Source organism: Psychrobacter sp. H25, from assembly GCF_059076335.1.
In genome coordinates this window covers 2023123-2048044 of record NZ_JCACRV010000001.1, presented here as the reverse complement: position 1 = coordinate 2048044, position 24922 = coordinate 2023123, and the positions used below count along the sequence as shown (strand labels likewise).

Annotated in this window: 21 protein-coding genes and 1 riboswitch; of the genes, 15 read left to right on the top strand and 6 right to left on the bottom strand. The window is 44.2% G+C overall.

Annotated elements, in window-relative coordinates:
• Positions 1-38 precede the first annotated feature (38 nt).
• Positions 39-2177 carry a phosphomethylpyrimidine synthase ThiC gene (gene thiC, locus AC5JPO_RS08270; protein ID WP_493853808.1) on the bottom strand — a complete coding sequence of 713 codons (2139 nt, stop codon included), beginning with the start codon at positions 2175-2177 and terminating at the stop codon, positions 39-41.
• Positions 2178-2422: 245 nt separating this feature from the next.
• A riboswitch (TPP riboswitch) is annotated at positions 2423-2578 on the bottom strand.
• 292 nt (positions 2579-2870) lie between these two features.
• On the opposite strand from thiC, the gene pstS reads away from it, so the two are divergent.
• From pstS to phoU, 5 genes are all read left to right on the top strand, one after another.
• Positions 2871-4031, top strand: a complete 1161-nt coding sequence (pstS, locus tag AC5JPO_RS08265; protein WP_443525058.1) for a phosphate ABC transporter substrate-binding protein PstS — start codon at positions 2871-2873, stop codon at positions 4029-4031.
• A 243-nt stretch (positions 4032-4274) separates the two neighbouring features.
• Positions 4275-5228 carry a phosphate ABC transporter permease subunit PstC gene (gene pstC, locus AC5JPO_RS08260; RefSeq protein ID WP_319050716.1) on the top strand — a complete coding sequence of 318 codons (954 nt, stop codon included), beginning with the start codon at positions 4275-4277 and terminating at the stop codon, positions 5226-5228.
• Between the two features lie 169 nt (positions 5229-5397).
• Positions 5398-6183: a phosphate ABC transporter permease PstA gene (pstA, locus tag AC5JPO_RS08255; protein WP_493844467.1), complete on the top strand. Its 786-nt coding sequence runs from the start codon at positions 5398-5400 to the stop codon at positions 6181-6183.
• 78 nt (positions 6184-6261) lie between these two features.
• A complete protein-coding gene (pstB, locus tag AC5JPO_RS08250; protein ID WP_493853807.1) occupies positions 6262-7182 on the top strand; it encodes a phosphate ABC transporter ATP-binding protein PstB in 921 nt (306 codons plus the stop codon).
• Positions 7183-7331: 149 nt separating this feature from the next.
• Positions 7332-8114: a phosphate signaling complex protein PhoU gene (gene phoU, locus AC5JPO_RS08245; RefSeq protein WP_443525061.1), complete on the top strand. Its 783-nt coding sequence runs from the start codon at positions 7332-7334 to the stop codon at positions 8112-8114.
• Between the two features lie 91 nt (positions 8115-8205).
• On the opposite strand, the gene AC5JPO_RS08240 is transcribed toward phoU, so the two are convergent.
• Together AC5JPO_RS08240 and argH are read right to left on the bottom strand one after the other, a co-directional pair.
• Positions 8206-8496: an oxidative damage protection protein gene (locus AC5JPO_RS08240; protein ID WP_238036003.1), complete on the bottom strand. Its 291-nt coding sequence runs from the start codon at positions 8494-8496 to the stop codon at positions 8206-8208.
• Positions 8497-8787: 291 nt separating this feature from the next.
• On the bottom strand, positions 8788-10161 hold the full coding sequence (gene argH / locus AC5JPO_RS08235; protein WP_493854025.1) for an argininosuccinate lyase: 1374 nt from the start codon (positions 10159-10161) through the stop codon (positions 8788-8790).
• Positions 10162-10334: 173 nt separating this feature from the next.
• Between argH and AC5JPO_RS08230 the strand changes: the two genes are divergently transcribed.
• The 6 genes from AC5JPO_RS08230 (at position 10335) to AC5JPO_RS08205 (ending at position 16384) form a co-directional block, all read left to right on the top strand.
• Positions 10335-11414 carry a histidine kinase gene (locus AC5JPO_RS08230; protein WP_493853806.1) on the top strand — a complete coding sequence of 360 codons (1080 nt, stop codon included), beginning with the start codon at positions 10335-10337 and terminating at the stop codon, positions 11412-11414.
• 222 nt (positions 11415-11636) lie between these two features.
• On the top strand, positions 11637-12374 hold the full coding sequence (locus AC5JPO_RS08225; RefSeq protein WP_319050711.1) for a LytR/AlgR family response regulator transcription factor: 738 nt from the start codon (positions 11637-11639) through the stop codon (positions 12372-12374).
• A gap of 193 nt (positions 12375-12567) precedes the next feature.
• Complete coding sequence (hemC, locus tag AC5JPO_RS08220) at positions 12568-13602, top strand: hydroxymethylbilane synthase (RefSeq protein ID WP_493853805.1); 1035 nt, start codon at positions 12568-12570, stop codon at positions 13600-13602.
• Between the two features lie 96 nt (positions 13603-13698).
• A complete protein-coding gene (locus AC5JPO_RS08215) occupies positions 13699-14730 on the top strand; it encodes a uroporphyrinogen-III synthase (protein WP_493853804.1) in 1032 nt (343 codons plus the stop codon).
• Between the two features lie 59 nt (positions 14731-14789).
• Positions 14790-15845, top strand: a complete 1056-nt coding sequence (locus AC5JPO_RS08210) for a hypothetical protein (RefSeq protein WP_493853803.1) — start codon at positions 14790-14792, stop codon at positions 15843-15845.
• A gap of 50 nt (positions 15846-15895) precedes the next feature.
• Complete coding sequence (locus tag AC5JPO_RS08205; RefSeq protein WP_319050706.1) at positions 15896-16384, top strand: acyl-CoA thioesterase; 489 nt, start codon at positions 15896-15898, stop codon at positions 16382-16384.
• 159 nt (positions 16385-16543) lie between these two features.
• Here the strand turns inward: AC5JPO_RS08205 and ribBA are convergent, their stop codons facing one another.
• Both ribBA and AC5JPO_RS08195 read right to left on the bottom strand, forming a co-directional pair.
• A complete protein-coding gene (gene ribBA / locus AC5JPO_RS08200) occupies positions 16544-17656 on the bottom strand; it encodes a bifunctional 3,4-dihydroxy-2-butanone-4-phosphate synthase/GTP cyclohydrolase II (RefSeq protein ID WP_493853802.1) in 1113 nt (370 codons plus the stop codon).
• Between the two features lie 360 nt (positions 17657-18016).
• Complete coding sequence (locus tag AC5JPO_RS08195; protein ID WP_493853801.1) at positions 18017-19306, bottom strand: replication-associated recombination protein A; 1290 nt, start codon at positions 19304-19306, stop codon at positions 18017-18019.
• A gap of 449 nt (positions 19307-19755) precedes the next feature.
• Between AC5JPO_RS08195 and AC5JPO_RS08190 the strand changes: the two genes are divergently transcribed.
• Both AC5JPO_RS08190 and AC5JPO_RS08185 read left to right on the top strand, forming a co-directional pair.
• Positions 19756-20289 carry a type IV secretion protein Rhs gene (locus AC5JPO_RS08190; RefSeq protein WP_493853800.1) on the top strand — a complete coding sequence of 178 codons (534 nt, stop codon included), beginning with the start codon at positions 19756-19758 and terminating at the stop codon, positions 20287-20289.
• Positions 20290-20536: 247 nt separating this feature from the next.
• A complete protein-coding gene (locus AC5JPO_RS08185; RefSeq protein WP_493853799.1) occupies positions 20537-21484 on the top strand; it encodes a hypothetical protein in 948 nt (315 codons plus the stop codon).
• Between the two features lie 118 nt (positions 21485-21602).
• Here AC5JPO_RS08185 and gltA read toward each other — a convergent pair whose 3' ends face one another.
• Positions 21603-22883, bottom strand: a complete 1281-nt coding sequence (gltA, locus tag AC5JPO_RS08180; protein WP_493853798.1) for a citrate synthase — start codon at positions 22881-22883, stop codon at positions 21603-21605.
• Between the two features lie 1029 nt (positions 22884-23912).
• On the opposite strand from gltA, the gene sdhC reads away from it, so the two are divergent.
• Complete coding sequence (sdhC, locus tag AC5JPO_RS08175) at positions 23913-24299, top strand: succinate dehydrogenase, cytochrome b556 subunit (protein ID WP_319050700.1); 387 nt, start codon at positions 23913-23915, stop codon at positions 24297-24299.
• A 2-nt stretch (positions 24300-24301) separates the two neighbouring features.
• Entirely contained in the window at positions 24302-24706 is a 405-nt protein-coding gene (gene sdhD, locus AC5JPO_RS08170; protein WP_319050869.1) for a succinate dehydrogenase, hydrophobic membrane anchor protein, read from the top strand.
• Positions 24707-24922 lie beyond the last annotated feature (216 nt).

Below are 24922 nucleotides of genomic sequence, written 5' to 3'. Positions count from 1 at the left end.
TAAATCTCTATTGTATAGAAAATATTACTTGAAAATTATTACACTTCTTTATACAACTGACGTCCTTCCTTATTGTACTTCTCCATCATCTCAGCCATTCCTTGACGGACTTCCTCAGCACTGGCTTCGCCAACTTGTCCGACCAGTTCAGTGTCGACTTTTTTAATCAAATGATCCGCATCGCTTAAGTCGCCTGATTGCGGTGTGACTTTTTTATTCACGGCGTCTTTGTCCAAACCTGCTGCATACTCACGTACGTTTTGGGTGATTTTCATGGAGCAAAACTTCGGACCACACATCGAGCAAAAATGGGCTGATTTGTGTGCGTCTTTTGGTAAGGTCTCGTCGTGATATTCGCGCGCGGTATCAGGGTCGAGCGCCAGATTGAACTGATCATCCCAGCGGAATTCAAAACGCGCTTTGGATAGTGCATTATCACGTGCCTGCGCACCGGGGTGACCTTTGGCCAAATCAGCAGCATGAGCGGCAATTTTGTAAGTAATAATGCCGTCTTTGACGTCTTTTTTGTTTGGTAGACCCAAGTGCTCTTTTGGTGTTACATAGCAGAGCATGGCAGTGCCAAACCAGCCAATCATCGCCGCCCCAATTGCACTAGTAATATGGTCATAGCCCGGTGCAATGTCTGTGGTTAATGGCCCCAAGGTATAAAAAGGCGCATCCGCACACAGCTCAAGCTGCAAGTCCATATTTTCTTTGATGCGGTTCATCGCCACATGCCCAGGGCCTTCGATCATGACCTGTACGTCATGCTCCCATGCGACTTTGGTCAACTCTCCAAGCGTACGTAGCTCACCGAACTGCGCCTCATCATTGGCATCTTGTAGACAGCCAGGACGTAAGCCATCACCTAGACTAAATGCTACATCGTACTGCTTCATAATCTCGCAGATGTCTTCGAAATGCGTGTATAAAAAACTCTCTTTGTGATGCGCCAGACACCACTGCGCCATGATAGAGCCGCCACGCGAGACGATACCCGTTAGGCGTTTTGCAGTGAGCGGTACATAGCGAAGTAGGACACCCGCGTGAATAGTGAAATAATCCACGCCTTGCTCTGCTTGCTCAATCAACGTATCACGGAAAATCTCCCATGTTAGGTCTTCTGCGACGCCATCAACTTTTTCTAGCGCTTGATAAATCGGTACGGTACCAATCGGTACAGGCGAGTTACGGATTAACCATTCGCGGGTTTCATGAATATGATTACCCGTTGATAAATCCATAATGGTATCAGCACCCCAACGTGTGGCCCACGTCATTTTGGACACTTCTTCATCGATAGACGAACCTAGCGCTGAGTTACCGATATTGGCATTGATTTTCACCAAGAAATTGCGCCCGATGATCATCGGCTCAGATTCAGGGTGATTGATGTTGTTTGGAATAATGGCACGTCCAGCTGCCACTTCATCACGGACAAACTCAGGGGTGATGATAGTGGGTGTATTGGCGCCGAAGCTCTCACCGTCATGTTGACGCATATCGGTCAGTTCGTGCTGTTTTTGCGTCTCACGTATGGCGATATATTCCATCTCAGGGGTGATGATGCCGCGACGCGCGTAGTACATCTGCGTGACATTCCCTGGTTTTTCATCAATATCTTTAGCACGGCGTGGCTTATCAATATGAGCAAATCTAAGGTTGGCAGTGCTGATATCGCGAGCACGTGCTTGACCATATGAGCTAGATAGACCGCTTAATTGCTCTGTATCACCACGCTCAGCGATCCAGTTTTCACGCAGTTTTGGTAGGCCTTTTGTCAAGTCAATCTCGACATTGGGGTCAGTGTAGACGCCTGAAGTATCGTAAACATAAAACGGCGGATTATGCTCATCGTCTTTATCACCCGTACCGCCAACTGGTGTATCCGCCAAGCTGATTTCGCGCATCGGTACTTGGATATCAGGTCTTGAGCCTTCTATATAGACTTTGCGAGAGGCAGGTAGGATACGGTGCAAGTCGCGTGCATCTTCTTCAAAGCGTGCATCACTGGCAGCACGGTGGGCAGGCGTTTTTAGGGCGTCTGCTTTTTTGTCTGCTTTGACGGTGTCAGTAGAGTCTGAGGTAAGAGGTATGTTGTTGGCTGGGTTATGCGTTTGTGCAGCTGAGGCACTGTCTAAAGAGGTGTTGTCTAAAGTGCTGTCTGAGATAGTCATATGCTGTCCTAGCGTGTTGGTTTTTGAATAAAATCAACACCGCCAGTATCTGCGGGTGCAGCATCTATCATTGAGACAAGTTTGGACTATCGACACCTAAAAGCGAGCAAAAAATTGCCGCGGAAAATGGTCATCAAATAGGGGACGCAGCTTTGTATCTTCGCTCGTTGTCTGCTCATGCGGCACGCATACTCAGACAGTAGTGATGATAAAAATGTATTTCTACGCGTCCTTTGTCATCAATAACAAAGTGCTTAAGACTTCCCTGCGTCGGTACTAACCGCATCAGGTTCGGCGGGTGATCTCTCAGCGAATGTAGATAGGCGGCTACTGTTATTAATGTTTAACTATAAACGCTTAATAAAGTAGGCCAATGCTACACCGCACCCCGAGTCTGTCAGTGTTGTAAATCCCTTTCATACTAGCAAAATTCTGTACTAACAGCTAATAGTATTTGAACGTAAGTATCAGACTCCAAATGCGATGTTTAATATATTTATCCAATAGGCCACTCAGTACCAATAATGGATATCGCTTGGTATCACTGGGCTAGGCAGAGGTTGTCTAAATATTATGTAAAGCGAATAAAAGATTGCGACGGTTGTCATTAAATTGTCATAAAGATTTGGCAAGATATCACGCATATCACAAACAATGCTTTTTTATATCGTCGTTAAACTTCAGGAGTTCTACATGCGTTATTCGTTATTAGCAGTAGCCGTCAGTTGCACCTTAATGCTTACGGCGTGTAATAAGTCAACAGATACGACAGAAACCGCTGCCGCTGATACTAGTAGCGCTACGACCACTACTCAGACTCAGGAAACGACTGCTGCTGATGCTGGTTTTAAATCTGCTGAAAACATCGCAATGAACATCACGGGTGCAGGTGCGTCATTCCCGCAGCCTATCTATGCCAAATGGTCTTATGACTACAATGGTGCGACTGGCGGGCAAGTTAACTATCAGTCAATTGGTTCATCTGGCGGTATCAAACAAATTCAATCAAAGACTGTCGATTTTGGTGCCTCTGATGCGCCATTGACACCTGAAGAGCTAGCAGAATCTGATCTTATCCAGTTCCCAACGGTCATCGGCGGCGTCGTACCTATCGTTAATATTGATGGTATTGAGCCAGGTGCCTTGAAGCTAGATGGTACGACTTTGGCAGACATCTATCTAGGTAAAATTAGCAACTGGAATGACCCGGCTATCGCAGCTATGAACCCAGATTTGACCTTGCCAGATGCGGCAATCACAACGGTATTCCGCTCAGACGGTTCAGGTACGACGTTCAACTTTACTGACTATCTAGCAAAAGTATCACCAGATTGGAAAGATACGGTTGGTGTTGATAAAACGGTTAAGTGGCCAACCTCTGCGACTGGCGCAGGTGGTAAAGGTAACGAAGGCGTCTCAAGCTATGTAAACCGTATGAAAAACTCTATCGGTTATGTTGAGTATGCATACGCTAAGCAAAACAACATGTCACATACTGCACTGAAGAACGCCGCGGGCAACATCGTTCAGCCATCTGCTGAGACATTTGCCGCCGCAGGTGACATCGATTGGTCACAACAAGAAGGCTTTTATAAAGTCATCACCAACTCTGAGACTGAGCAAGCATGGCCTATCGCTGCTGCAACCTTTATCTTAGTACACAAGCAGCCAGAGAATCCTCAGCAAGTTGCTGGCGTGTTGAACTTCTTTGACTGGGCGTATACCCAAGGTGATGATAGCGCTATGAGCCTAGATTATGTCCCATTCTCTGATACGGCAGTGGCTCTATTCAAAGCAAAATGGAACGACGTAAAAGGTAGCGACGGTCAGCCAGTTTATAAGCCAGCGCAGTAAGTTGCTACTCTTGATTTTGACATAGTTAGACTCTCAAACAACCACTCTAAAGAGAGCCTGGTTGTTTGAGAGGTTTTATCACAGCAATTTTGACCGTAACATTGACTGCAGTACTGATGGATATATTGAGCAGTTGCCATTGGCACACAGGATCGTTAATGATTATGCGGGTGGGCTTGTTGTGATAAAGCTGAACAAACACACTGGTTTTTTGAATTCACTCTATTCAATGCTGAGACACTTATGACAGACTTAAGGTCCCAACTGGCTAAACAAAAACGTTACGACGCTTTATTTGTCAACTCTACCAAAGCGTTTGCCATACTGGTCCTCCTATCTTTAGGGGGCATTCTAGTTTCTCTCATCGTTGGTGCTTGGCCGAGTATTCAAGAGTTCGGGCTTGGGTTTTATACCAGCAACAATTGGGACACGGTCGCCAATGAGTACGGCGCGCTTGCGCCTATTTACGGTACGCTAGTCACCTCACTCATCGCTATCGTGATTGCCGTGCCCGTCAGTTTTGGTATTGCAATATTTTTGACTGAGATGTGCCCTAAGTTCCTCAAAAAACCACTGGGTATTGCCATTGAACTATTGGCCGGTATCCCTTCTATCATTTATGGTATGTGGGGTTTGTTTGTTTTTGCACCATTCTTTGGCGATCATATCCAGCCATGGTTTATTGAGCACATCGGTCCTCTACCTATCATCGGTAAATTGTTTGTAGGTGCTCCTATGGGACTGGGGATGTTCACGGCATCTCTAGTGCTGGCTATCATGATTATTCCTTTTATCGCAGCCACCATGCGTGACGTCTTCTCTGTCGTACCAGATTTGCTCAAAGAATCTGCCTACGGTATGGGCGCGACGACGTGGGAAGTTATGTTTAAGATTATCCTCCCTTATACCAAAGCAGGGGTTGTTGGCGGCGTTATCTTGGGTCTGGGGCGCGCACTTGGCGAGACCATGGCGGTAACTTTCTTGATAGGTAATGCTTTCAATATCAGTCCAAGTCTGTTTACTTCTGGTGTGACGATTACCTCTGCCTTGGCCAACGAGTTTGCCGAAGCCTCTAGTGAGCTGCATTTGGCCTCGCTACTACATTTAGGCTTAATACTGTTTGTCATTACCTTCATTGTGCTGTCTTTGGCCAAACTCATGCTTATGCGTATGGATCATAAAGCGGGCAACCGATAAGTCATGTATCAGACTTTGATATTGATAAAAGATATGGGAAATAAAGACTATGCCTTCTAACAATGCGCTCAACGCACCACTACCAGTCAAGACAAGCTCTAAAGCACATTATAACAAGAGTCTTTATAACAAGCGCCGTTGGACCAATAAGCTTGGGCTAGGGTTTGCCATGTCAGCCATGGTTTTTGGTTTGTTTTGGTTGTCGTGGATTCTAGTGACATTATTTGTTGAAGGTTTTCAGGGAATGATGGAGTTACCCATCTTTACCGCTGATACGCCGCCCCCTATGAGTGCTGGTGGTTTGCGTAACGCTATTGTTGGTTCGGTAATGCTCGCGTTCTCAGGATTGTTTATCGGTGCGCCCATTGGTCTTATGACTGGTATTTATTTGTCTGAGTTTTCTAAAGGGAGTATGCTGGGTAAGGTCACTCGTTTTTTGAATGACATCTTATTGTCAGCGCCTTCGATTGTTATTGGTCTATTTATTTATGCGCTGATGGTAAAAGGTCAAAGCTTCTCTGGTTGGGCAGGTGCATTAGCGCTAGCATTGATTGTTATTCCAGTGGTCGTGCGTACGACTGAGAGCATGCTCAACTTGGTGCCTAATAGTTTACGCGAAGCGGCATACGCACTTGGTACGCCTAAGTGGAAGATGGTGACGCAGGTCACGGTCAAAGCGGCTAAAGCGGGACTGACAACTGGTGTGCTATTGGCCTTTGCTCGTATCACAGGTGAGACGGCGCCATTGCTATTTACGGCACTTAACAACCAGTACTTCAGTACCGATATGGGTCAGCCGATTGCCAACTTACCCAACACCATCTATCAGTTTGCTATGAGTCCTTATGATAACTGGCATATGTTGGCTTGGGCAGCGGCGCTGCTTATCACGGCGTCTGTCTTGGTACTAAACGTATTAGCACGATTTATTGGTAATAGAGGTCAGGTTAAATAAGTCCTGATACCCTGTGATATCGCAGCAGATACTCACTCAAATTTATATGAAATCAATTAAGATAGGTTGAATAATATTATGAATGATGTCATAAGCAAAGCCCGTACAAAAACCACAACAAATGATTTTGATACGGCAACAGACAGCCTATTGAGTAGACCTATGTCAAATAACCAAAAATCACAGCAACCCGTTGCGACTGATTTCAACAAACAAACCCGTCACGATATACCGAAAAACATGCCTGCGGCAAAAATGGAAGTGCGAGATCTAAACTTCTATTATGATGACTTTCAGGCATTAAAGAATATCAACATTGATATCGCAGATAAAAAAGTTACCGCTTTTATCGGTCCTTCAGGTTGCGGTAAATCTACGCTACTACGTACCTTTAACCGTATGTATGACCTATATCCGGGTATGCGTGCAGAAGGTACGATCAATCTCGATGGAAAAAATATTCTAGGTAAAGACGTCGATGTCAACCTGCTAAGAGCACAGGTCGGTATGGTTTTTCAGAAGCCAACACCGTTCCCTATGTCTATCTATGACAACGTCGCCTTTGGGGTACGACTCTACGAAAAGCTGAGCAAAGACGAGCTCGATCACCGCGTGGAGTGGGCGCTGAAAAAGTCAGCGCTATGGCCAGAAGTGAAAGACAAACTAAAAGCATCAGGTCTGTCACTATCGGGTGGTCAGCAGCAGCGTCTATGTATCGCCCGTAGCGTCGCGACCAAACCTGAAGTTCTACTGCTCGATGAGCCAACGTCTGCACTTGATCCTATCTCAACTGGCGCGATTGAGGCGTTGATTGAGGATCTCAAGAACGACTATACGATTGCTATTGTCACGCATAACATGCAGCAGGCTGCCCGTGTGTCTGACTACACGGTGTATATGTATTTGGGCGATATGATTGAGATGGGTGAGACCGATCAGATATTTACTAAGCCTGCCCAAACAGCTACAGAAGACTATATCACTGGTCGCTATGGTTGATATCGAGTGATACCAAAGGTAAGTAGTAATGCGTTAAAACTGAAGCTGGATCAAACACCAAGTGCTCAATAGGACATTGTGAGCCGAACTGTTTTATCCAGCCAGCACACACTGAGCTCATAAAATATAGATTTCAGGGAATACCTCTCATGCAAAGTGATAAGCATATCTCCAAAAGTTTTGACCAAGATCTTGATGAAGCCATTCGTTTGTTTTTGTACATGGGTGATAGCGCTGCCAACCAAGTGGCCAAAGCGATCCATGCACTGATTGACAAAGACGAGATACTGGCGCAAGAGGTCATCGAGATGGACTTTGATATCAACCGAATGGAGGTTGAGCTCGATGAACATATTCTGCTATTGGTGGCGAAGCGTCAGCCTGCAGCGGGAGACTTACGCTTAGTCATGTCGATCAGTAAAGGGGTGGTAGATTTAGAGCGTATCGGTGATGAAGCCGTAAAAATCGCGAAAATGGCAAGCAAAATTGCAGCACAAGGCAAGTCGTCTTATGGCTATGCTGAGGTACAGCACTTGAGTAATCAAGTAAGATTGATGCTCAACAACGCGCTAGAAGCCTTTAGCCAATCAAATGCAGAGCAGGCATTTGAAGTGATGCGCAATGACAGTGTGGTCAATAACGAATATCAATCCGCTATCCGAGCATTGATGACCTATATCATGGAAGACTCTAGACAAGTCTCAAAGGTCATCAATATTATGTGGATTTTGCGTTCGCTTGAACGCATTGGCGATCATGCACAAAATGTAGCAGAGTTAGTCATCAATTACATCAGTGGTCAAGATGTACGCCATTCAGACTACGCCATGGTCGAAAAAGCAGTACAAGAAGCCAATGATCGTCTGGCTGCTCGTCAAGTCAGTACCATGTCAGTCGACGACTATGAGTCGTTGGAAAGTAATGATGACTGATAACGCAGTCAGCACAGTCTACTTATGATAAAAAACGCGCTATAGTTAGCGCGTTTTTTTGTGGTTATTACCAATACATAGTAAGATAAGATTAGCTTTCTGGTGTCCAGCCTTGGGCGCGTTCGTAGTCTTCATTGTCCAAGAACTTATCACGTTGCTCGGTCAGGAATTTTTTGGCTTCAGGGTCCATCATGCTCAAATGATTTTCGTTGATGAGCATGGTTTGATGTTCAAGCCACTCTTTCCATGCTTTTTCAGATACCGTTTCTTGTAGCTCTTGACCTTTTTTGTTTGGAAAAGGCGGATGCGGCATTTTTGGCAGTTCTTGCTTGTATTTGCGACAAAAGACGGTATTGGCTTGAGGGTTAAAAGTCTCAGTCATAAGGTACTCCTTATTTATTATATTGGGTGAAATCACATAATCTTATGAGACCATGATAACGGTCTTGGTAGATTTAGCAAAGGATATCTGGTGTAACGTTTGCAATTGTCAGTTTAGTAGCGTAGGTCTTAGTGTCTTAAATTTCAGCACTGTAAATTTCAGTAGCATAAATTTTAGTACGATAAATAAAAACACCCGCTACAGATGCGGGTGTTGGGTATCGATATCACGAATATTGATCGTCAGCCATAGCTTAGCCACTATTTTGGATCAGCTAGCTCAATCGACTGATTAGGCAAAGGCTTTTAAGCGAGCGCGGCCATTGACCACAGCTTTCTTAACTTGGTTTGGCGCAGTACCACCTAAATGGTCACGAGCGGCAAGCGAGCCCTCTAGAGTTAGATAATCAAAAACATCTTCGCCAATAGCGTCGCTGAATTGCTGCAACTGTGCTAATGATAAATCACTGAGATCGACACCTTCTTTGATACCTAGCGCAACCGCATTACCGACCACTTCATGCGCATCGCGGAAGGCAACGCCCTGGCGTACCAGATAATCTGCCAAATCAGTTGCCGTAGCATAGCCTTTCATTGTCGCCGCGCGCATACTTTCTTTATTCGGGACGATGTTTGGTAGCATATCAGCGAATGCCAAAAGCGACCCTGTCAGCGTGTCGACACAATCAAACAAAGGCTCTTTGTCTTCTTGATTGTCTTTATTGTAGGCGAGCGGTTGGCTTTTCATCAAGCTGAGCAATGTCATGAGCTGACCAAAAACACGTGCTGCCTTGCCACGTACCAGCTCAGGCACGTCAGGGTTTTTCTTTTGTGGCATGATCGATGAGCCAGTACAGAAGCGATCTGGTATTTGTACAAAGTTGAACTGTGCTGACATCCAAAGAATAATCTCTTCGCTCATACGAGACATATGCATCATCAGGATAGAGGCAGCTGAGGTAAATTCAATCGCAAAGTCACGATCTGAGACCGCATCTAATGAATTTTGACAAATGCCTTCGAACCCTAATAGCTCGGCGGTAATGGTGCGATCGATAGAGAAAGTCGTGCCAGCGAGGGCTGCGCTACCAAGTGGCATCTGGTTGATACGGTGGCGGGCATCAACCAAGCGTTCAGTATCACGATATAGCATCTCAAACCAAGCCATGACGTGATGACCAAAGCTCACAGGCTGGGCGGTTTGTAGGTGTGTAAAACCAGGCATAATGGTATCGGTATGTTGATCAGCCAGATCAAGTAAGCCGCTTTGTAAACGCACTAGCAGGGCAATAATATTATCAGTCTCTTCACGTAACCATAAACGGATATCAGTGGCTACCTGATCATTACGGCTACGACCAGTATGTAGTTTTTTACCGACTGCGCCTATAATGTCAGTTAGGCGTGATTCGACATTCATGTGGACATCTTCAAGAGCGATTGACCAGTTAAACTCGCCTGCTTCGATCTCGCGTAATACCTGGTGCAGTCCATCAATAATCGTGGCCGTTTCATCAGCGGTTAGAATATCGCATTCTTTGAGCATCGTTGCGTGGGCAATTGAGCCTTGAATATCGTGACGAGCAAAACGTTGATCAAAGCCGACAGAAGCAGTAAAAGCGGCAACGAAGCTGTCCGTCGCTTCGCTAAATCGTCCGCCCCACATTTGCTGGCCCTGACTGTTTTGTGTCGCATCAGTTGTTGTAGAGACATCTGTGCTAGAATCAGAGACAGATGAACTTTTACTTGATTCGGGATTACTAAGGTTTGAAGAATTGGCGTTCATATCGGTACAAGACAAGTCAAGAGAATAAGAACTCGAGTATAGCAAATGATGAGGTGGCCTTACTAGCCGAACGCTTAGAGTTTTTTATCCCCAAACTCATGAAACTCATGAGGCCTTGGCAGTGGCTGACATATATCGTTTTTTGGTCACTGTTTCTGACAGTGATTGAGCGTCATGGTCTGTCCGGTTGGTCTGATTTTATGATCAAGTTCTTTTCTCGAGTGCTACAGAATTCACTAACCGTCATTCCAGCGCTATGTTTGGTCGATTATCTGCGTCCTGCCTTCAAAAACGCGAGCATTCCTAGTGTGAGTGTGCGTATTGTCATGCTCATGATGTTTTCTGCTACGGTATCCATGGCGTTAGTGGTGTTGGTCATGATTAATCTAGGGTTGATGGCATACGACCGTCAAGCTTTTGTGATCAATTTGCTATTCAATACAGTACTGACTGGTGGTTTTACCATTGTGTTTTTATTATATTTTTTGCGTAATCATCGTGAGCTCAACGCACTCAAAATATCTTTTGAGTATAAGTTAACCGCCCAAAACGATTTGATTAAAGCCCGTACTGCTCCGCATTTTTTCTTTAATACGATCAACACACTTGTATCACTTATTGAATCCAATCCACCAAGAGCTGCTGCCTTACTACAGCATGTCTCTGCTTTATTCCGTGCCAGTTTTAGCGGTGCGCGTGAGATCAGTTTTGAAGAGGAAGTCGCGCTTTGTGAGCATTACTTAGCGATTGAGTCTAGTCGCTTAGCAGATAAGCTTGAGGTCAGTTGGCAGTTGCCTGATGAAGACATCATGTACGATATGGTCATCACGGCTTTAACCTTACAAAGTGTTTTAGAAAAGATGCTGCTCAATGTTGTAGAGATGACCACCGAAACTATTCATATTGACATCAAAGTCACTTGGCAACAGCACCGTGTGGCAATTCAGATTGAGGTAGAACTGCCCAAAAAAACCTTAATCATCAATCATGATTTGCGTCAGCACATGAATTTTTATATTCAGACGGATCGTTTACGTGCCCATTTTGGTCAAAGTGCTGATATCCAAAGTCTCGTAACCAGTAACCAAGTTACCACCATTATTGACTATCCCTTACAAGATGTCAGTTTATAATATTTGCACCTTTTAGGTGCTTTTGAGTGCTACTGTTCACGTATTATGAAGTGTGGCATATTTATTGCATCATCTTCTATATCTATATGGTTATTGCGATTTATATCTGGTGAATAATGGTTAATATAAAATAGGATGCGACGAAACGTCATCATATCGAACCGATCAATATATTCGTAATACCATCAAAAACATTAAGTATGTCTTTAGGTGGGAGTTTTCATGCGTATCGTAGTTTGTGATGATGAGCCTTTGGCACGTGAGCGCTTAGTCAGAATCGTACAGGAGTCAGGTCACGAGGTCGTCGCTCAAGCCACAACAGGTGGAGAGGCCATCGTCGCTGTAAAAATTCAGCAGCCTGATATTATATTATTAGACATTCGGATGCCTGAGATGGATGGGGTACGCTGTGCTCAAGAGCTTGCCAAACTTGAGCATCCACCTGCTATTATTTTTGTTACCGCTTATGATCATTACGCGATAGCGGCACTAAAAGCCAATGCAATCGGGTATCTGTTAAAGCCTGCAAACAAAGATGAGCTGTTAGAGGCACTGAACAAAGCAAAAAACCTAAACGCGGCGCAGCTCAATGAAATTCGTAAGCTGGAAGATCCAACCGCGCGTCCAGTACGCGAGCATATTGCAGCCCGTACTCACCGCGGTGTAGAACTGATTAAACTAAAAGACATTTATTACTTTGCAGCAGACCAAAAGTACGTCAAGGTACGTCACAAAGATGGCATGGTACTGATTGATGAAACGCTAAAAGAACTAGAGCAAGAGTTTGATGACCGTTTATTTCGCGTGCATCGCAATGCGATCATTAACCTTAATTTCTTGGATTATTTAGAAACCTTAGATGCGGGTCAATATCAGATACGATTTAAAGACATTGATGAGACGCTAGCCGTGAGTCGGCGCCACCTGCCAGCCTTACGTGACAAAATTCAAAGCATGTAATGAGGTGTTCCCATTTCGACATAATCCTGCCATATCATCCAACCCTTATTTATGCTTAAATAGGGGTATTTTTTTGCGTTAGCCTCTACTATCAATGATTTGAGTCACCACTTTTCTGTGGCAAGTTTGCCCTATTGTTTGGTAATGACATCATGGTAGTGAGCTGATAGCATCGAGTTTATTGAGGCCTTTTATGAGCAATCAACAGCAACCTGCTTTGACTACACTGACTATCGCTACGCGGCAGAGTCCTTTGGCTCTATGGCAAGCGGAACATATTCGCGATCGTTTATTGGCGCTTTATCCTGAGATGACAATCGAGTTGCTAAAAATTGTCACTAAGGGTGACAAGATTTTGGACACCCCTTTAGCCAAAATAGGCGGTAAAGGTTTGTTCGTAAAAGAGCTGGAACAGGCACTGTATGACAAACAAGCAGATATTGCCGTACATTCACTAAAAGACGTACCGATGCAGCTTCCTGAAGGTTTGATGCTAGGCGTTTATTGCAAACGTGCTTCACCAACGGATGCTTTTGTCTCAAACACTTATAATAGTATTGACGAGTTGCCGCAAGGTTCCGTCGTTGGGACGTCGAGTCTGCGCCGTCAATGCCAGATCAAAGCGTACCGCCCAGATCTACAAATCAAAACCCTGCGCGGCAACGTAGGTACGCGTTTGGGTAAACTAGATGCTGGTGAGTATGATGCCATTATTTTAGCAACCAGCGGATTACAGCGTATTGAATTAGATGCGCGTATACGCGGAGAGTTAGATATTTCGGCTTGTTTACCTGCAGTTGGTCAAGGTGCCTTAGCTATCGAATGCCGTGAGGGTGACGGTGAAGTACTACAACTACTGGCACCACTAAACGATGACAAAGCTCGCATTCGTCTCATCGCTGAGCGTGCATTAAACCGTCATCTAGAAGGCGGCTGTCAGGTGCCGATTGCTGCTTATGCTGTGTTGCAAATGGCGGACGAGACCAGTGCCAATAATGATGACAATGGCGAAAATGGCAATAACGATGATGGTAATGTGCTGTGGTTACGAGGCCGAGTGGGTCAAGCTGATGGTAGCGAGCTGTTAAAGGCAGAAAAGCGAGCGACGTTGGTCGGTACGCAAGATGAGCAAGAAGTGCAGGCCAATCAGCTGGGTATCGATGTCGCAGACATGCTACTCGCTGATGGAGCTGGAGATATATTATCAGCCATTTATGAGCCTGAGTAACCGATAGATTGCATTGTGATTTTGTTATAGACCAGCACTTCAAATGGCTGGTCTATAGCGAAGTCGACTTTATAGGTCTTTTGCCGTGGTACAGCTATGTCATCAACGTCAACGCAAGCGACATTCAGTCGTGACAGTCACAATAGTTACCCTGAGGACTCATCATCAGTGCCGCAAATGGTCATCAATACGCGTCCAGCAGAACGTGCTGCACCGCTGACACATCACTTGCAAGCAGCTGGGTTTACAGTGGTTGAGATACCTATGTTGGCGCTACAATCGCGTCCAACGACTGATGATGATATGGCACTGATGCGTGCATGGCTAACTGGTCAATATAAAGCTCTTGTGGTTATCAGCCCAACTGCTGCTACGTTAGGATTGGATGTTTGGCGTGCACTTGCGCGCAATGAGTATGACGACTGTAATCCTGCGGGAGAAGAGCTCAAGCGGCTAGAATTTGAACAGCCAAAGACTAGGCAAGCTGACATAATTTTTGAACCTCTTATCGCACCAAGTCAAATCATCGCAGTCGGTCAAGCCACTGCTACGGTATTGAATCAGGCAAAAATAGAGCCGACAAGCTACCAAGTATTGCAGCCCGAGGTTGCCAACAACGAAGGTATGCTGGCAATGCCTGAGATCGAAAGTTTGCAGTCAGGTGATAAGCTGCTGATATGGCGCGGTCTTGGTGGGCGACGATTATTGGTCGATACATTACAGGCCCGCGGTGTACATATTGATAGCATTGAGTGGTACGAGCGCACCATGCCTATCGATGCACGGACTCAGTATCAGCAATATCAGCAAGATTTTTTTGCACACAACAAAGAAAGGAGCGCACAATCCCATCAGTCAAAACCAATCGTAGTTGTGAGTAGTGGTGTTGCCTTTGAGCATTGGAAGCATATCGTTGAAGGTGCACAAGTAGAGACTTTGGCACCGAAGCCAGATACAGATGCGATTAAATATACCGAGGAAAATTTGCCGCTCACACTATCAGATTTTGTTTATGTCGTATTGGGTGAGCGTTTAGCAAAGATGGTGGCATCAGAACACTTGAGCTATTGGCGTGTAGAAGATTTAGCACCAGATACGATTCTCTCAGCCATCAACGCTACCAATTAGCTTTATAATTCTTTATTTGCTCTAAACATGGTCACACCTATGAATAGTGGTACAGCCTTATGTCAATAAATCCTGAGTCTTTACCCGAAGGTCCTTCTGCTGTACAGCAGCGCCGCCAAGCAAACATTTTGCTGCTACGGATGCAGTGGCTGGTTATTCTGCTACTTGTTGCAGCGCTGCTTTGGCTATATATCAGCCAGCAACGCTTTCAACATAGTGTCAACGAGCGCTTACAAAGTAACGAGCAGGTCGTCAGTCGTTTAAATGAAATGGACGATCGTTTGTTTGCGGTGAGCCAACAGACACTTCCCGAGCCGAGAGTGGAAGCCAGCAGTCAAGCGCAGAACCAGCTGGATTTATTACGTATCCAAATAAAGGCTGCCGATAGACTACTAGCAGATAATAATGATAGTGCAGCGATAGAGCTGCTGCGAGGGTTGCATTGGCAGTTGGCACAAAGCAGTAATGAGATTGCACCTGCGTTGACTGTGGTCATCAAGCAAAGCTTGCTCCAAGATATTGAACGCTTGCAAGCGCAAAGCTCACAACCGAGTCCATGGCAAATACAAAACCTTGCGATTCAAAATATCCAAGAGTTTTTGCACAGTCATGAGCGTCTTGGAAGCTACGAGCGTACGGATATTCATCGCCGAGAGCTTGTCGATGCAGCAACAAACAAGCCTGCCAACAGACTGGTGAACAATGAGGCAAACCTCTCTCGCAGACAGCTCATCATTCACGAAGTTATCATGACCTTGAATCTTGCGAGTCAATCTAGCAATATGCGTGAGCAGGACCAATTGATTAGTTATTTGATCCAAGCGCGCAAACAGCTAAAAACGTTAACCCCTAAGTCATCAGCGAGCAAAAAGTCCACTCAAGATAATGCAATTGGTATTGTGCCAGCGGACAAAAAACCGATAAGCGCACAAGCTAATTCGGACACGGCTTTAGACACCAATTTAAAAACCAACGTAGACACTAATTTAGAAATTATGAAAGCCCCTAGTGATATACCAGAAGTCATTGCTTGGTTGGATCAACTGATTGCTAATACTCCCAAACCAACCCCGTTATTGACCACACAAATCTTAGACAAACCTCAGAGCCAATAGAGGGTATTTAGAAATGCGATATATATTGAATATAAAGAAAAAGGTAAGTTATGACTGATTTTAACGAAAAATCTGATTTTTTGGCTGAAGTGATTACCGAGCGTCCTGATGTATTGGCTAATTATCCAATTATTCATCATCAGCCAATCCATTGGGGTGAAATGGATGCATTTAATCACCTAAATAATGTGGTTTACTATCGCTACTCTGAGTCAGCGCGTATTGGTTATTTACATGCGTTAGATATGTTTGATGGCAGTATGGTTACCGTACTGGCGCAATCGAGCTGCCAATACTTACGCCCAGTGACGTATCCTGACACCTTGCTACTAGGTGTTCGCTGCCAGCGTTTGGGTAATACCAGTATAACAATGGAATATAGCTACTATAGTACAGCGCAAAACATCATCGTGGCGACGGCCGAGGCAGTGGTGGTACGTCTCGATAGTGATGGGAAAGGTAAGTTGCCATGGACAGCAGAAGAACGCGCGCGGCTGTTGGCACTAGAAGCGAAATTTGATCACACCCCCGAGCTTTAGAGTGATATTAACCTGAAGCCTTATTAAAAGCCTCGCTGATTAAAGGTGAAAGGTACCGTTGGTTAAACGTTGGTTATTAAAAACAAAAAAAGGGCACGCTAACATGATATTAGCGTGCCCTTTTCGCGACTTATTTCTCAGTCCACTTTCAAACAAGCTTTAGCTTTGTTGCGGTGCGCTCACAAAATCAACCACATTTAAGTCAAAGCCTGATAAGGCATAAAACTTCATCGGTGATGACAGTAAACGCATATCACGCACACCTAAATGACGCAGTATTTGTGCACCAACGCCGATACTACGATAAGGCTGCTGCGTGATGGTCGATAGTGACTGATTGTCTGAAGCTTTATCTAGCGCATCTCCTAGATCGACTGGCTGATGGTTACCTACCCAAACCATGACGCCACGATCTGAAGCACTGATTTCTTCTAGTGCTGACTGCACGCTCCAGCCGCTACGACCCGTCGTATCATTTTTGGCCGCAAATAGATCACGTAGTGGATGGAAACCATGAACACGTACGGTGCTCACGCCTTCGCTCACATCACCTTTTACCAATGCTAAATGCGTTTCTTCAGCACCAAACTCACGGAAACGATGCAAGGTAAAAGTGCCATGTTCAGTTTCAAAAGGACGCGACTCGATTTCCTCTACCGTTTGCTCATTGGCGATACGGTAGTTAATGAGATCTGCAATGGTACCCATTTTGATATCGTGCTCTTTTGCAAATATTTCAAGATCATCTCGACGTGCCATCGTACCATCGGCATTGATGATCTCTACAATGACTGCTGCAGGCTCTAGTCCTGCCAATCTTGACAAGTCGCAACCAGCTTCTGTGTGGCCTGCACGGTGTAAAACACCGCCGTTTTGCGCCATGATTGGAAAAATATGCCCAGGTTGGACAATGTCTTCTGGTTTGGCAGCAGACGAGACTGCAGCTTGAATCGTGCGAGCGCGATCTGCTGCAGAGATACCAGTGGTAACACCTTCAGAGGCCTCAATAGACACCGTAAAGTTTGTACTGAACTTTGCCTCATTGCGATCAGACATGAGTGGTAGGGCTAATTGCTGGCAACGCGCCTGTGATAGGGTTAAGCATACCAAGCCGCGCGCGTGAGTAATCATAAAGTTGATATCTTCAGGGCGAACGTGCGTCGCTGCCATGATGATATCACCTTCGTTTTCGCGGTCTTCATCATCCATCAAGATGACCATTTTTCCGGCACGAATATCTTCGATAATCTCAGGAATCGTATGTAAACTCATAGTAAGTCTCAATATTTTATTATTAATAAATATGTGTGGTTTGGAATATAAAGCGTTATCTGCCTATTGTAGCAGTAGATGGCACAACGCGCTGTTGCTGTTGAGCAAAGCGCGTGATAATCATAGTAATCAAATAGCAGTAATTAAATAACAGTAATCAAATATAGAAGTCACTCATGACTTTTATATATCATTATGTATACATTTTAACGGTTTTTGTCCACGCGTGCTGCCTCAAAGCTGAACTATCACGCTTAGTCTTTTAAAAATGGGGTTAAATATAACTAATGGCTCATACGTATAATGACTAAGCCCTAAACCAACGGTAGCTCAAAATTTCCGACACATCTGATGGTATTCTCAATCATTACTTGCTGCTTGGGTTTTTAGCCATTCTATAAACTGTTTACTATGCTGTTCACGTTGGTTATCAGCAAACTCGTAAAAACTGGTACCCGACAAATTTTCTGGCAAATAGCTCTGAGGATAGTAGTGATTAGGATAGTCGTGAGGGTAAGCGTAACCTTGTCCGTAGCCCTGATTACGCATTAGTTTTGTCACGCCATTACGTAGGTGTAATGGTACAGGGGAAGCGTCCTTTTCTGCCAAAGCCATCGCCGCATTAATCGCTTTATAAGTGCTGTTGCTTTTGGCACTGGTCGCTAGATAGACCACGACTTGCCCCAATATGATGCGTGCCTCTGGCATACCGATTGATTGCACACTGCGCAATGCTGCATCAGCAAGGAGTAGGGCATTGGGATTAGCATTACCGATATCCTCACTGGCGAGTATCACCAATCGACGCGCAATAAAATCTGCAGGCTCTCCGCCAACCAGCATCCGAGCCATCCAATATAGCGCTGCGTCAGGATCTGAGCCACGCACTGATTTAATCATGGCTGAGATAATATCGTAATGCTGCTCACCATCTTTGTCGTAACGTACCAACGCCGTTTGCGCCACTCGGCTAACCAGCTCATCATCAATGACTGTTGGTGATTGCTTGGTATCGGCTGTTTGGATCGCGAGCTCTAATAAGTTTAGCGCCTTTCTTGCGTCGCCATGTGCCAATTGACTGATGGTGTCTTGCGCTTGTAAGTCGATAGTCAGCTTTTTAAGGACAGCGTCTTCTGCTAGTGATCGCTGTAATACGGCACTAATCTGCTCAGGCGTCAACGGCTCTAAACGATATACTTGGCAACGTGATAACAGCGCGTTGTTGACGCTGAATGACGGGTTTTCTGTCGTCGCCCCAATCAAGGTAATATCACCAGATTCTACAGCGCCCAAGAGCGCGTCTTGCTGCGCTTTATTAAAACGATGTATCTCATCGATAAATACCACAGGTGATTCAAGGCTTAATGAGTCTTTATTGTCTAGTACTTCACGCAGCTGCTTGACCCCAGTATTCAAGGCAGAGAGCGCATGAAAGGGTCTACCAACGGCATCAGCCAATAGCATCGCGATGGTTGTTTTTCCGATACCTGCTTCACCATGTAAGATAATAGATGGCAAGTGTCCTTGCTCTACCAAACGTCGTAGCGGTGCACCTATAGCTAAGAGGTGCTCTTGACCAATAATGGCAGCAAGTGAGGCAGGGCGCATACGCTGGGCAAGGGGGGTGTCGGCGTGAAAGTTGGTCGGCATAGAACTCTCTATCAAATAATTAAAAAACCATTAATGGATCATAATGGCAGTTATCGATGGGCGTTATCGCTAAATACAGAACGTTGAGTACAGAGCACCGCATTCTATTCTATATTTATTATTCTGAGTTAATCTAAATATACTCCGTTGTTTGGCATGATTCTCGCAGCAACTTTATGATGACAATCAATATTGGACATGAGCCATAAAAGTAGGCTAGGTTATAAACCTGATGCTATCTGCAAGTAGGTGTCATACACACTAGGCTAACGCAAAAATATGTTAATGAAAGCTCACTAAGCGTATAGCTTATGTCCTTGATACTTTAGTTTTCATAATTCATCTATATTAACGGTTCAATCGTTTTATTGAAAACGGACTTAGAAAAATGGACAATCAAACAGAATATATTAGAAGTAGCCTATCAAGTACAAGGGAATACGCTAACGATGTCTAAACCCACTCTCAAGCGCTTGTTTAATCGATATCTACGTAGTAGTAATCGCAATCAGCGGTCGCGTGGTTTGACGGCTGGAGAGATAGCGCTGGCGCGCTCCGTATTCGGTGAGAGTATCAGACTTAATGAGGTTCGGCTAAAGACCGCTTGGTGGGTACTAAAAAACTATGCCGTCAGTCCCAACGGGAATATTTATTTTAACCCAGCTGATTGGATTATAGACTTTAGTGACGCGCCTTTGGCCAAACAGAGCTGGCTAATACATGAGTTGACTCACATATGGCAGTTGCAGCAAGGCTTAAAAGTCGTGCGTGGTGCGGTTATCGATCGGCGGTATGACTATGTATTAGAAACGGGTAAGTCCTTTTTTAAATATGGTATAGAGCAGCAGGCACGTATGGTACAAGATTATTTTGTACGCCAGCAGCGTGGACAAGACTGCCAAGATTTGGAGGCTTGCATACCGTTTTTGACCGTAAATCCTATTACTAATGTTAAAAACTCTAGTAGCTCTTTTATCAGCTAGGTCTTGTCTGTCATATTGTAATTGAGTTTCTGGCTGCTCGTGTTGATTAGAGACAGTACTGCGATTAGTAACGGTACGACTAGTGAATAAGATAAAAAATAATTATATACCTATTAAATTGAGTTTGTTCAATGACTGATAATTCAATGGTGGTTTGAAGAATAAGTGGATAGCGAATGACAAACGTTAGTTATCGTCATCACTTTAGCTCTTTATATGTTTGCTTTATTAAAGGATATGTACTCTTATGCTTAGATTTTTATCAGTGAAGCCAAATACTGACACTCATTATCAATCGACATTGCTTGCAGCAGCGTTGACGGGTGTATTATTTCTGACGGGCTGCCAGCAGCAAGCAGATACGCAGCCTGTATCAGACGACACCCAGACGAGTGAAAAAACAAGCGTGGAAGACAGTCAGCCTATGCCGCAAAGCGATTCGGCTGCTGCGCGTATAGAACAGTTTCAACCTATATATGTTGCACAAGCACAAGGGTTGCAGCGCCGTCTCCAAGCAGAGTATGAGTCACTGCAAGCGGCAGATGCATCAGACAGCGATGAGTCCTTATTACTCGGCAGTGCTGCTGACGATGCTACCAACAATACTAGTGATAACGTGACTGACAGCAACGATGATACAATAAGTAGTGCGCCAGAGAGTTCTGGTGTAAATACTGCCGAGCAGGCAACGGCATCGAATAGCCCAATGGCTGTAGGCAGTGATGTAGATTCGGATGCATCAGCCGATATCAATACCAGTACCGAAGTTGGTGAGCGTGACTTGACGGTATTAAAGCGTATTAGTCTGGAGCCACGTAAACCTGTGATACTGACCGAAGCGCAGATAATAGAGCGCTACCAACAAACGATGAATACGCTATATCAGCCTGTGACGACGCCACTCAGTGCAGAGGATTCTGACACACTGATCAATATAGCGACTTTGGTGCCACAATTGTTTGAACATGCAGAGATTGCTGGAAGGGTAAGTGCAAAAAGCCCAGCGCTGGCTCGTTTGATTATTCAGCATCAAGTATGGGAGCAGATAGAAGCGCAGCAGGTAGTCGATATGCAGCAGATGAAACAACAGCAGCAGCAAGAGTTTGAGATGCTCATGACTAAGTTTAATGATACGATCAAAGGCTATGATGAGCAGATCGCAAAGTATGAGCAGACTTTGAAAGAGTTCCAGTAAATAACCATGGCATGTTCGTAGTATCAAATATGCATACTAGAGCCAATAGTACCTATCAAATAGCAATAAAAAATCCCGCATGATAGCGGGATTTTTTATTGCTCAAATACGGTTTAGCTTACTTGCGATCTTCAACCTTTACAAAATCACGGCGCGTTTCACCAGTATATAACTGACGTGGGCGACCGATTTTGAATGGTGCACTGTGCATCTCTAACCAATGGCTGATCCAGCCTGAAGTACGAGCCAATGCGAAGATAACCGTAAACATTGATGTTGGGATACCGATGGCTTTCAAGATGATACCAGAGTAAAAATCAACGTTTGGATATAGGTTACGCTCGATGAAGAACGGGTCTTCTAACGCGATTTTCTCTAATGCCATCGCCAACTCAAGCTTAGGATCGTTGATACCTAGTGCTTCTAGTACTTCATCACAAGTCTCTTTCATTACTTGAGCGCGTGGATCGAAGTTTTTGTAAACACGGTGACCAAAGCCCATTAGCTTCACTTCACGGCTTTTTACTTTTTCCATGAATTCAGGCACGTTTTCAACCGTACCGATTTCATCCAGCATCTCAAGAACAGCTTCGTTGGCGCCACCATGTGATGGACCCCATAGCGCAGCAATACCTGCAGCGATACATGCATAAGGGTTTGCCCCTGTAGACCCAGCTAGACGTACCGTTGACGTAGAAGCGTTTTGCTCATGGTCAGCGTGCAACGTAAAGATCTTGTCCATTGCGCGAGTGATAACGTCGTTGGTTTTGTAGTCTACATCAGCAGGCGTTGCAAACATCATGTACAAGAAGTTTTCTGCGTAGTTAAAGTCGTTACGCGGATACATGAACGGTTCGCCTTGTGAGTATTTATAACTCATCGCAGCAAGCGTAGGCATCTTAGCAATCAGACGAATAGCTGTGATTTCGCGATGTTCTTCATTGCTCACGTCTAGGTCTTCATGATAGAACGCTGATAAGGCACCAACGACACCAACCATAATAGCCATTGGATGTGCGTCACGGCGGAAGCCTTCAAAGAACTTACGCAATTGATCATGAACAGGAGTATGCTCGCGGATTTTTTCAAAAAAGTCTGCTTTTTGCTCAGCAGTAGGTAGGTCACCATGAATCAATGCATAAGCGACTTCTAGGTATTCAGCGTTGTTCGCTAACTCGTCGATAGGGTAGCCACGATGTAACAACTCGCCTTTACCGCCGTCGATGTAAGTAATCTTTGATTCAACAGGAGCAGTAACTTTAAAGCCTGGGTCATAAGACCAGAAGCCTGAATCTTGTAGAGCAGCAACATCGATAACTGGGCGCCCTAAAGTACCTTTAATAATAGGAAGTTCGTATTCTTCACCATTCACGGTTAGTTTGGCATTATTATCAGCCATAAATTGCTCTCCATTGGTTTTAGCTTGTTAGAATAAAATTACTACAGACGTACACCTCACGTCATCATCGGTCAAACGGTAAAATGAATTTAACTCATTTAATACGCAGGGTATATTAGCAGCAATCACTTGTGATTTGAAAAAACTTTTATTGACTACCATCCCAATTGGCATGGGGTAGCGGTAGTTATTCGCCGTAATTTTTGTATCAAAATATGTCTGTTTGGTTAGTTTGCTTAAATTTATCCATTTTTAAGCCATATTTATAACGTCAAAATCGGTACAGCATTGTTCGAATATTGACAAAAATCTAGACACATATGCATAAAAATTGAGCCTAAAATCTTCTAGGTCATGAGTAGCAAACCAATCGAATTCGACTTAAGTTTGATATAGATCAATGCTTTTCAGATTGAGTATTACATATCTCTATTTATTTGTTAAATAACTGTGTTTTACTATTGCTTCAGGGATAAGTTTGTAATTATCGCTCAGTCATTTTATAATTGTAGTAATTAACTAGCACTAGCTTGTGCAAATTGATAAGTGGTCATAACATAGTGTCGTTTATAGCTTACTTTATATATGCCTATTTACGATTGTCTAGTGTTTTGATAGACCAAACCGAATTCTATGGTTTGAGTGTTCCTATTAACCATTCTGTTTTTGAGTGCTGAGCACAAGTATCTGTTGCTTAGTATGCGGCTCGCTCTGAAGTAGAGGACATATTAACGTTGTCTTGCGCTTCATACGACCAATAAAAATAGACTGGTTAGTCGATCTTACTCATGTTTATTCTCTTTGTTGTATAATAGATGGGTTGTTTGATAGGCCTGTCATCTCGACAAGCGATGTTGAACAGTCTATTACTACCTTTATATACATGATCCTTTCTTCATATTTAGCGCAAACTAAAAGAAGTCAGCTAGCTCTTCCTTACTTTATTCGTCTCGTGTGTTGCTCGACGCTCATCTGACACTATTCATGTCAAGCCTCGATAGCAGATACAGGAGTATAACCGCAAAAAGGATGCCCGCTGTGAAAAGCAACCGACCTATTGATCTGCCTTTAAGCCAAGTGATTAGTGTTAATCGCTCACCGATTGCGATCGCCTCTATCTTGCATCGTATCTCTGGCATTATTTTATTCTTATTAATTCCTGTCATGCTATGGTTATTACAGAACTCACTGGCGTCGCCTGAGAGTTTTGCAACTGTATTTGACAACGTACTTGTGCGCTTTCTAGCATGGATATTTGTTGCCGCTATTGCCTATCATTTCGTAATGGGTATGAAACATTTATTTGCTGATATGGGCATGAACGAAGAGCTAAAATCTGGTCGCACTGCCTCTATGGTCAGTTTTGTGATCGCCGCGATTTTGGTTGTCGCGTCATTTGTATGGGTGATGTTCTAATGATAAAAAATGATTCAGGAATCAAAAGTGCTACTGGTCTGACAGGTTCAGGCTCACGTGATTGGATTATTCAGCGTATTAGTGCTGTTGTTTTAGCCGTTTATAGCGTGATATTGCTGGGCTTCTTTTTGACCCATGGTGATGTCACTTTCATTGAATGGTCATCATTTATGACCAGTTTACCGATGCGTTTATTCAGTTTGGTTGCAGTACTTGCACTGGCTGGCCATGCTTGGGTCGGTATGTGGACAGTATTTACTGACTATATTACGACAGGCAAGCTAGGCTCAAGCGCAGCAGGTTTACGTTTAGTACTACAGTCATTGATGATTATCGCTATTTTAGTATTTCTATTTTGGGGCATTATGATTTTTTGGGGTAACGGTTTCGGTATCGCTGCTGTTTAACCATTGAACAAATACCTCTTATATCTATATATAACAGTAGGTATATCCAACTGATAAACTGGTTGGAAATATAATCGCAATTATCTGCTGATAGCCAAGAATAGTCATAGCATTGGACTAGCATTGATGACCAGCTAATCTGATTACAGCTGAGTAGGCTTAGTCCAGTATAACGATAGATATGCACATGAAGTGGTTGCAGACTTTTTAGATTGT

Bases quoted from the DNA above. Each gene is read 5' to 3' on its own strand.
- gltA (WP_493853798.1), bottom strand. From the start codon at position 22,883: ATGGCTGATAATAATGCCAAACTAACCGTGAATGGTGAAGAATACGAA.
- argH (WP_493854025.1), bottom strand. From the start codon at position 10,161: ATGTGGGGCGGACGATTTAGCGAAGCGACGGACAGCTTCGTTGCCGCT.
- AC5JPO_RS08190 (WP_493853800.1), top strand. From the start codon at position 19,756: ATGTCTAAACCCACTCTCAAGCGCTTGTTTAATCGATATCTACGTAGT.
- AC5JPO_RS08215 (WP_493853804.1), top strand. From the start codon at position 13,699: ATGTCATCAACGTCAACGCAAGCGACATTCAGTCGTGACAGTCACAAT.
- hemC (WP_493853805.1), top strand. From the start codon at position 12,568: ATGAGCAATCAACAGCAACCTGCTTTGACTACACTGACTATCGCTACG.
- thiC (WP_493853808.1), bottom strand. From the start codon at position 2,177: ATGACTATCTCAGACAGCACTTTAGACAACACCTCTTTAGACAGTGCC.
- AC5JPO_RS08225 (WP_319050711.1), top strand. From the start codon at position 11,637: ATGCGTATCGTAGTTTGTGATGATGAGCCTTTGGCACGTGAGCGCTTA.
- AC5JPO_RS08195 (WP_493853801.1), bottom strand. From the start codon at position 19,306: ATGCCGACCAACTTTCACGCCGACACCCCCCTTGCCCAGCGTATGCGC.
- ribBA (WP_493853802.1), bottom strand. From the start codon at position 17,656: ATGAGTTTACATACGATTCCTGAGATTATCGAAGATATTCGTGCCGGA.
- AC5JPO_RS08185 (WP_493853799.1), top strand. From the start codon at position 20,537: ATGCTTAGATTTTTATCAGTGAAGCCAAATACTGACACTCATTATCAA.
- pstA (WP_493844467.1), top strand. From the start codon at position 5,398: ATGTCAGCCATGGTTTTTGGTTTGTTTTGGTTGTCGTGGATTCTAGTG.
- pstC (WP_319050716.1), top strand. From the start codon at position 4,275: ATGACAGACTTAAGGTCCCAACTGGCTAAACAAAAACGTTACGACGCT.
- phoU (WP_443525061.1), top strand. From the start codon at position 7,332: ATGCAAAGTGATAAGCATATCTCCAAAAGTTTTGACCAAGATCTTGAT.
- pstS (WP_443525058.1), top strand. From the start codon at position 2,871: ATGCGTTATTCGTTATTAGCAGTAGCCGTCAGTTGCACCTTAATGCTT.
- AC5JPO_RS08205 (WP_319050706.1), top strand. From the start codon at position 15,896: ATGACTGATTTTAACGAAAAATCTGATTTTTTGGCTGAAGTGATTACC.
- AC5JPO_RS08210 (WP_493853803.1), top strand. From the start codon at position 14,790: ATGTCAATAAATCCTGAGTCTTTACCCGAAGGTCCTTCTGCTGTACAG.
- pstB (WP_493853807.1), top strand. From the start codon at position 6,262: ATGAATGATGTCATAAGCAAAGCCCGTACAAAAACCACAACAAATGAT.
- sdhC (WP_319050700.1), top strand. From the start codon at position 23,913: ATGCCCGCTGTGAAAAGCAACCGACCTATTGATCTGCCTTTAAGCCAA.
- AC5JPO_RS08240 (WP_238036003.1), bottom strand. From the start codon at position 8,496: ATGACTGAGACTTTTAACCCTCAAGCCAATACCGTCTTTTGTCGCAAA.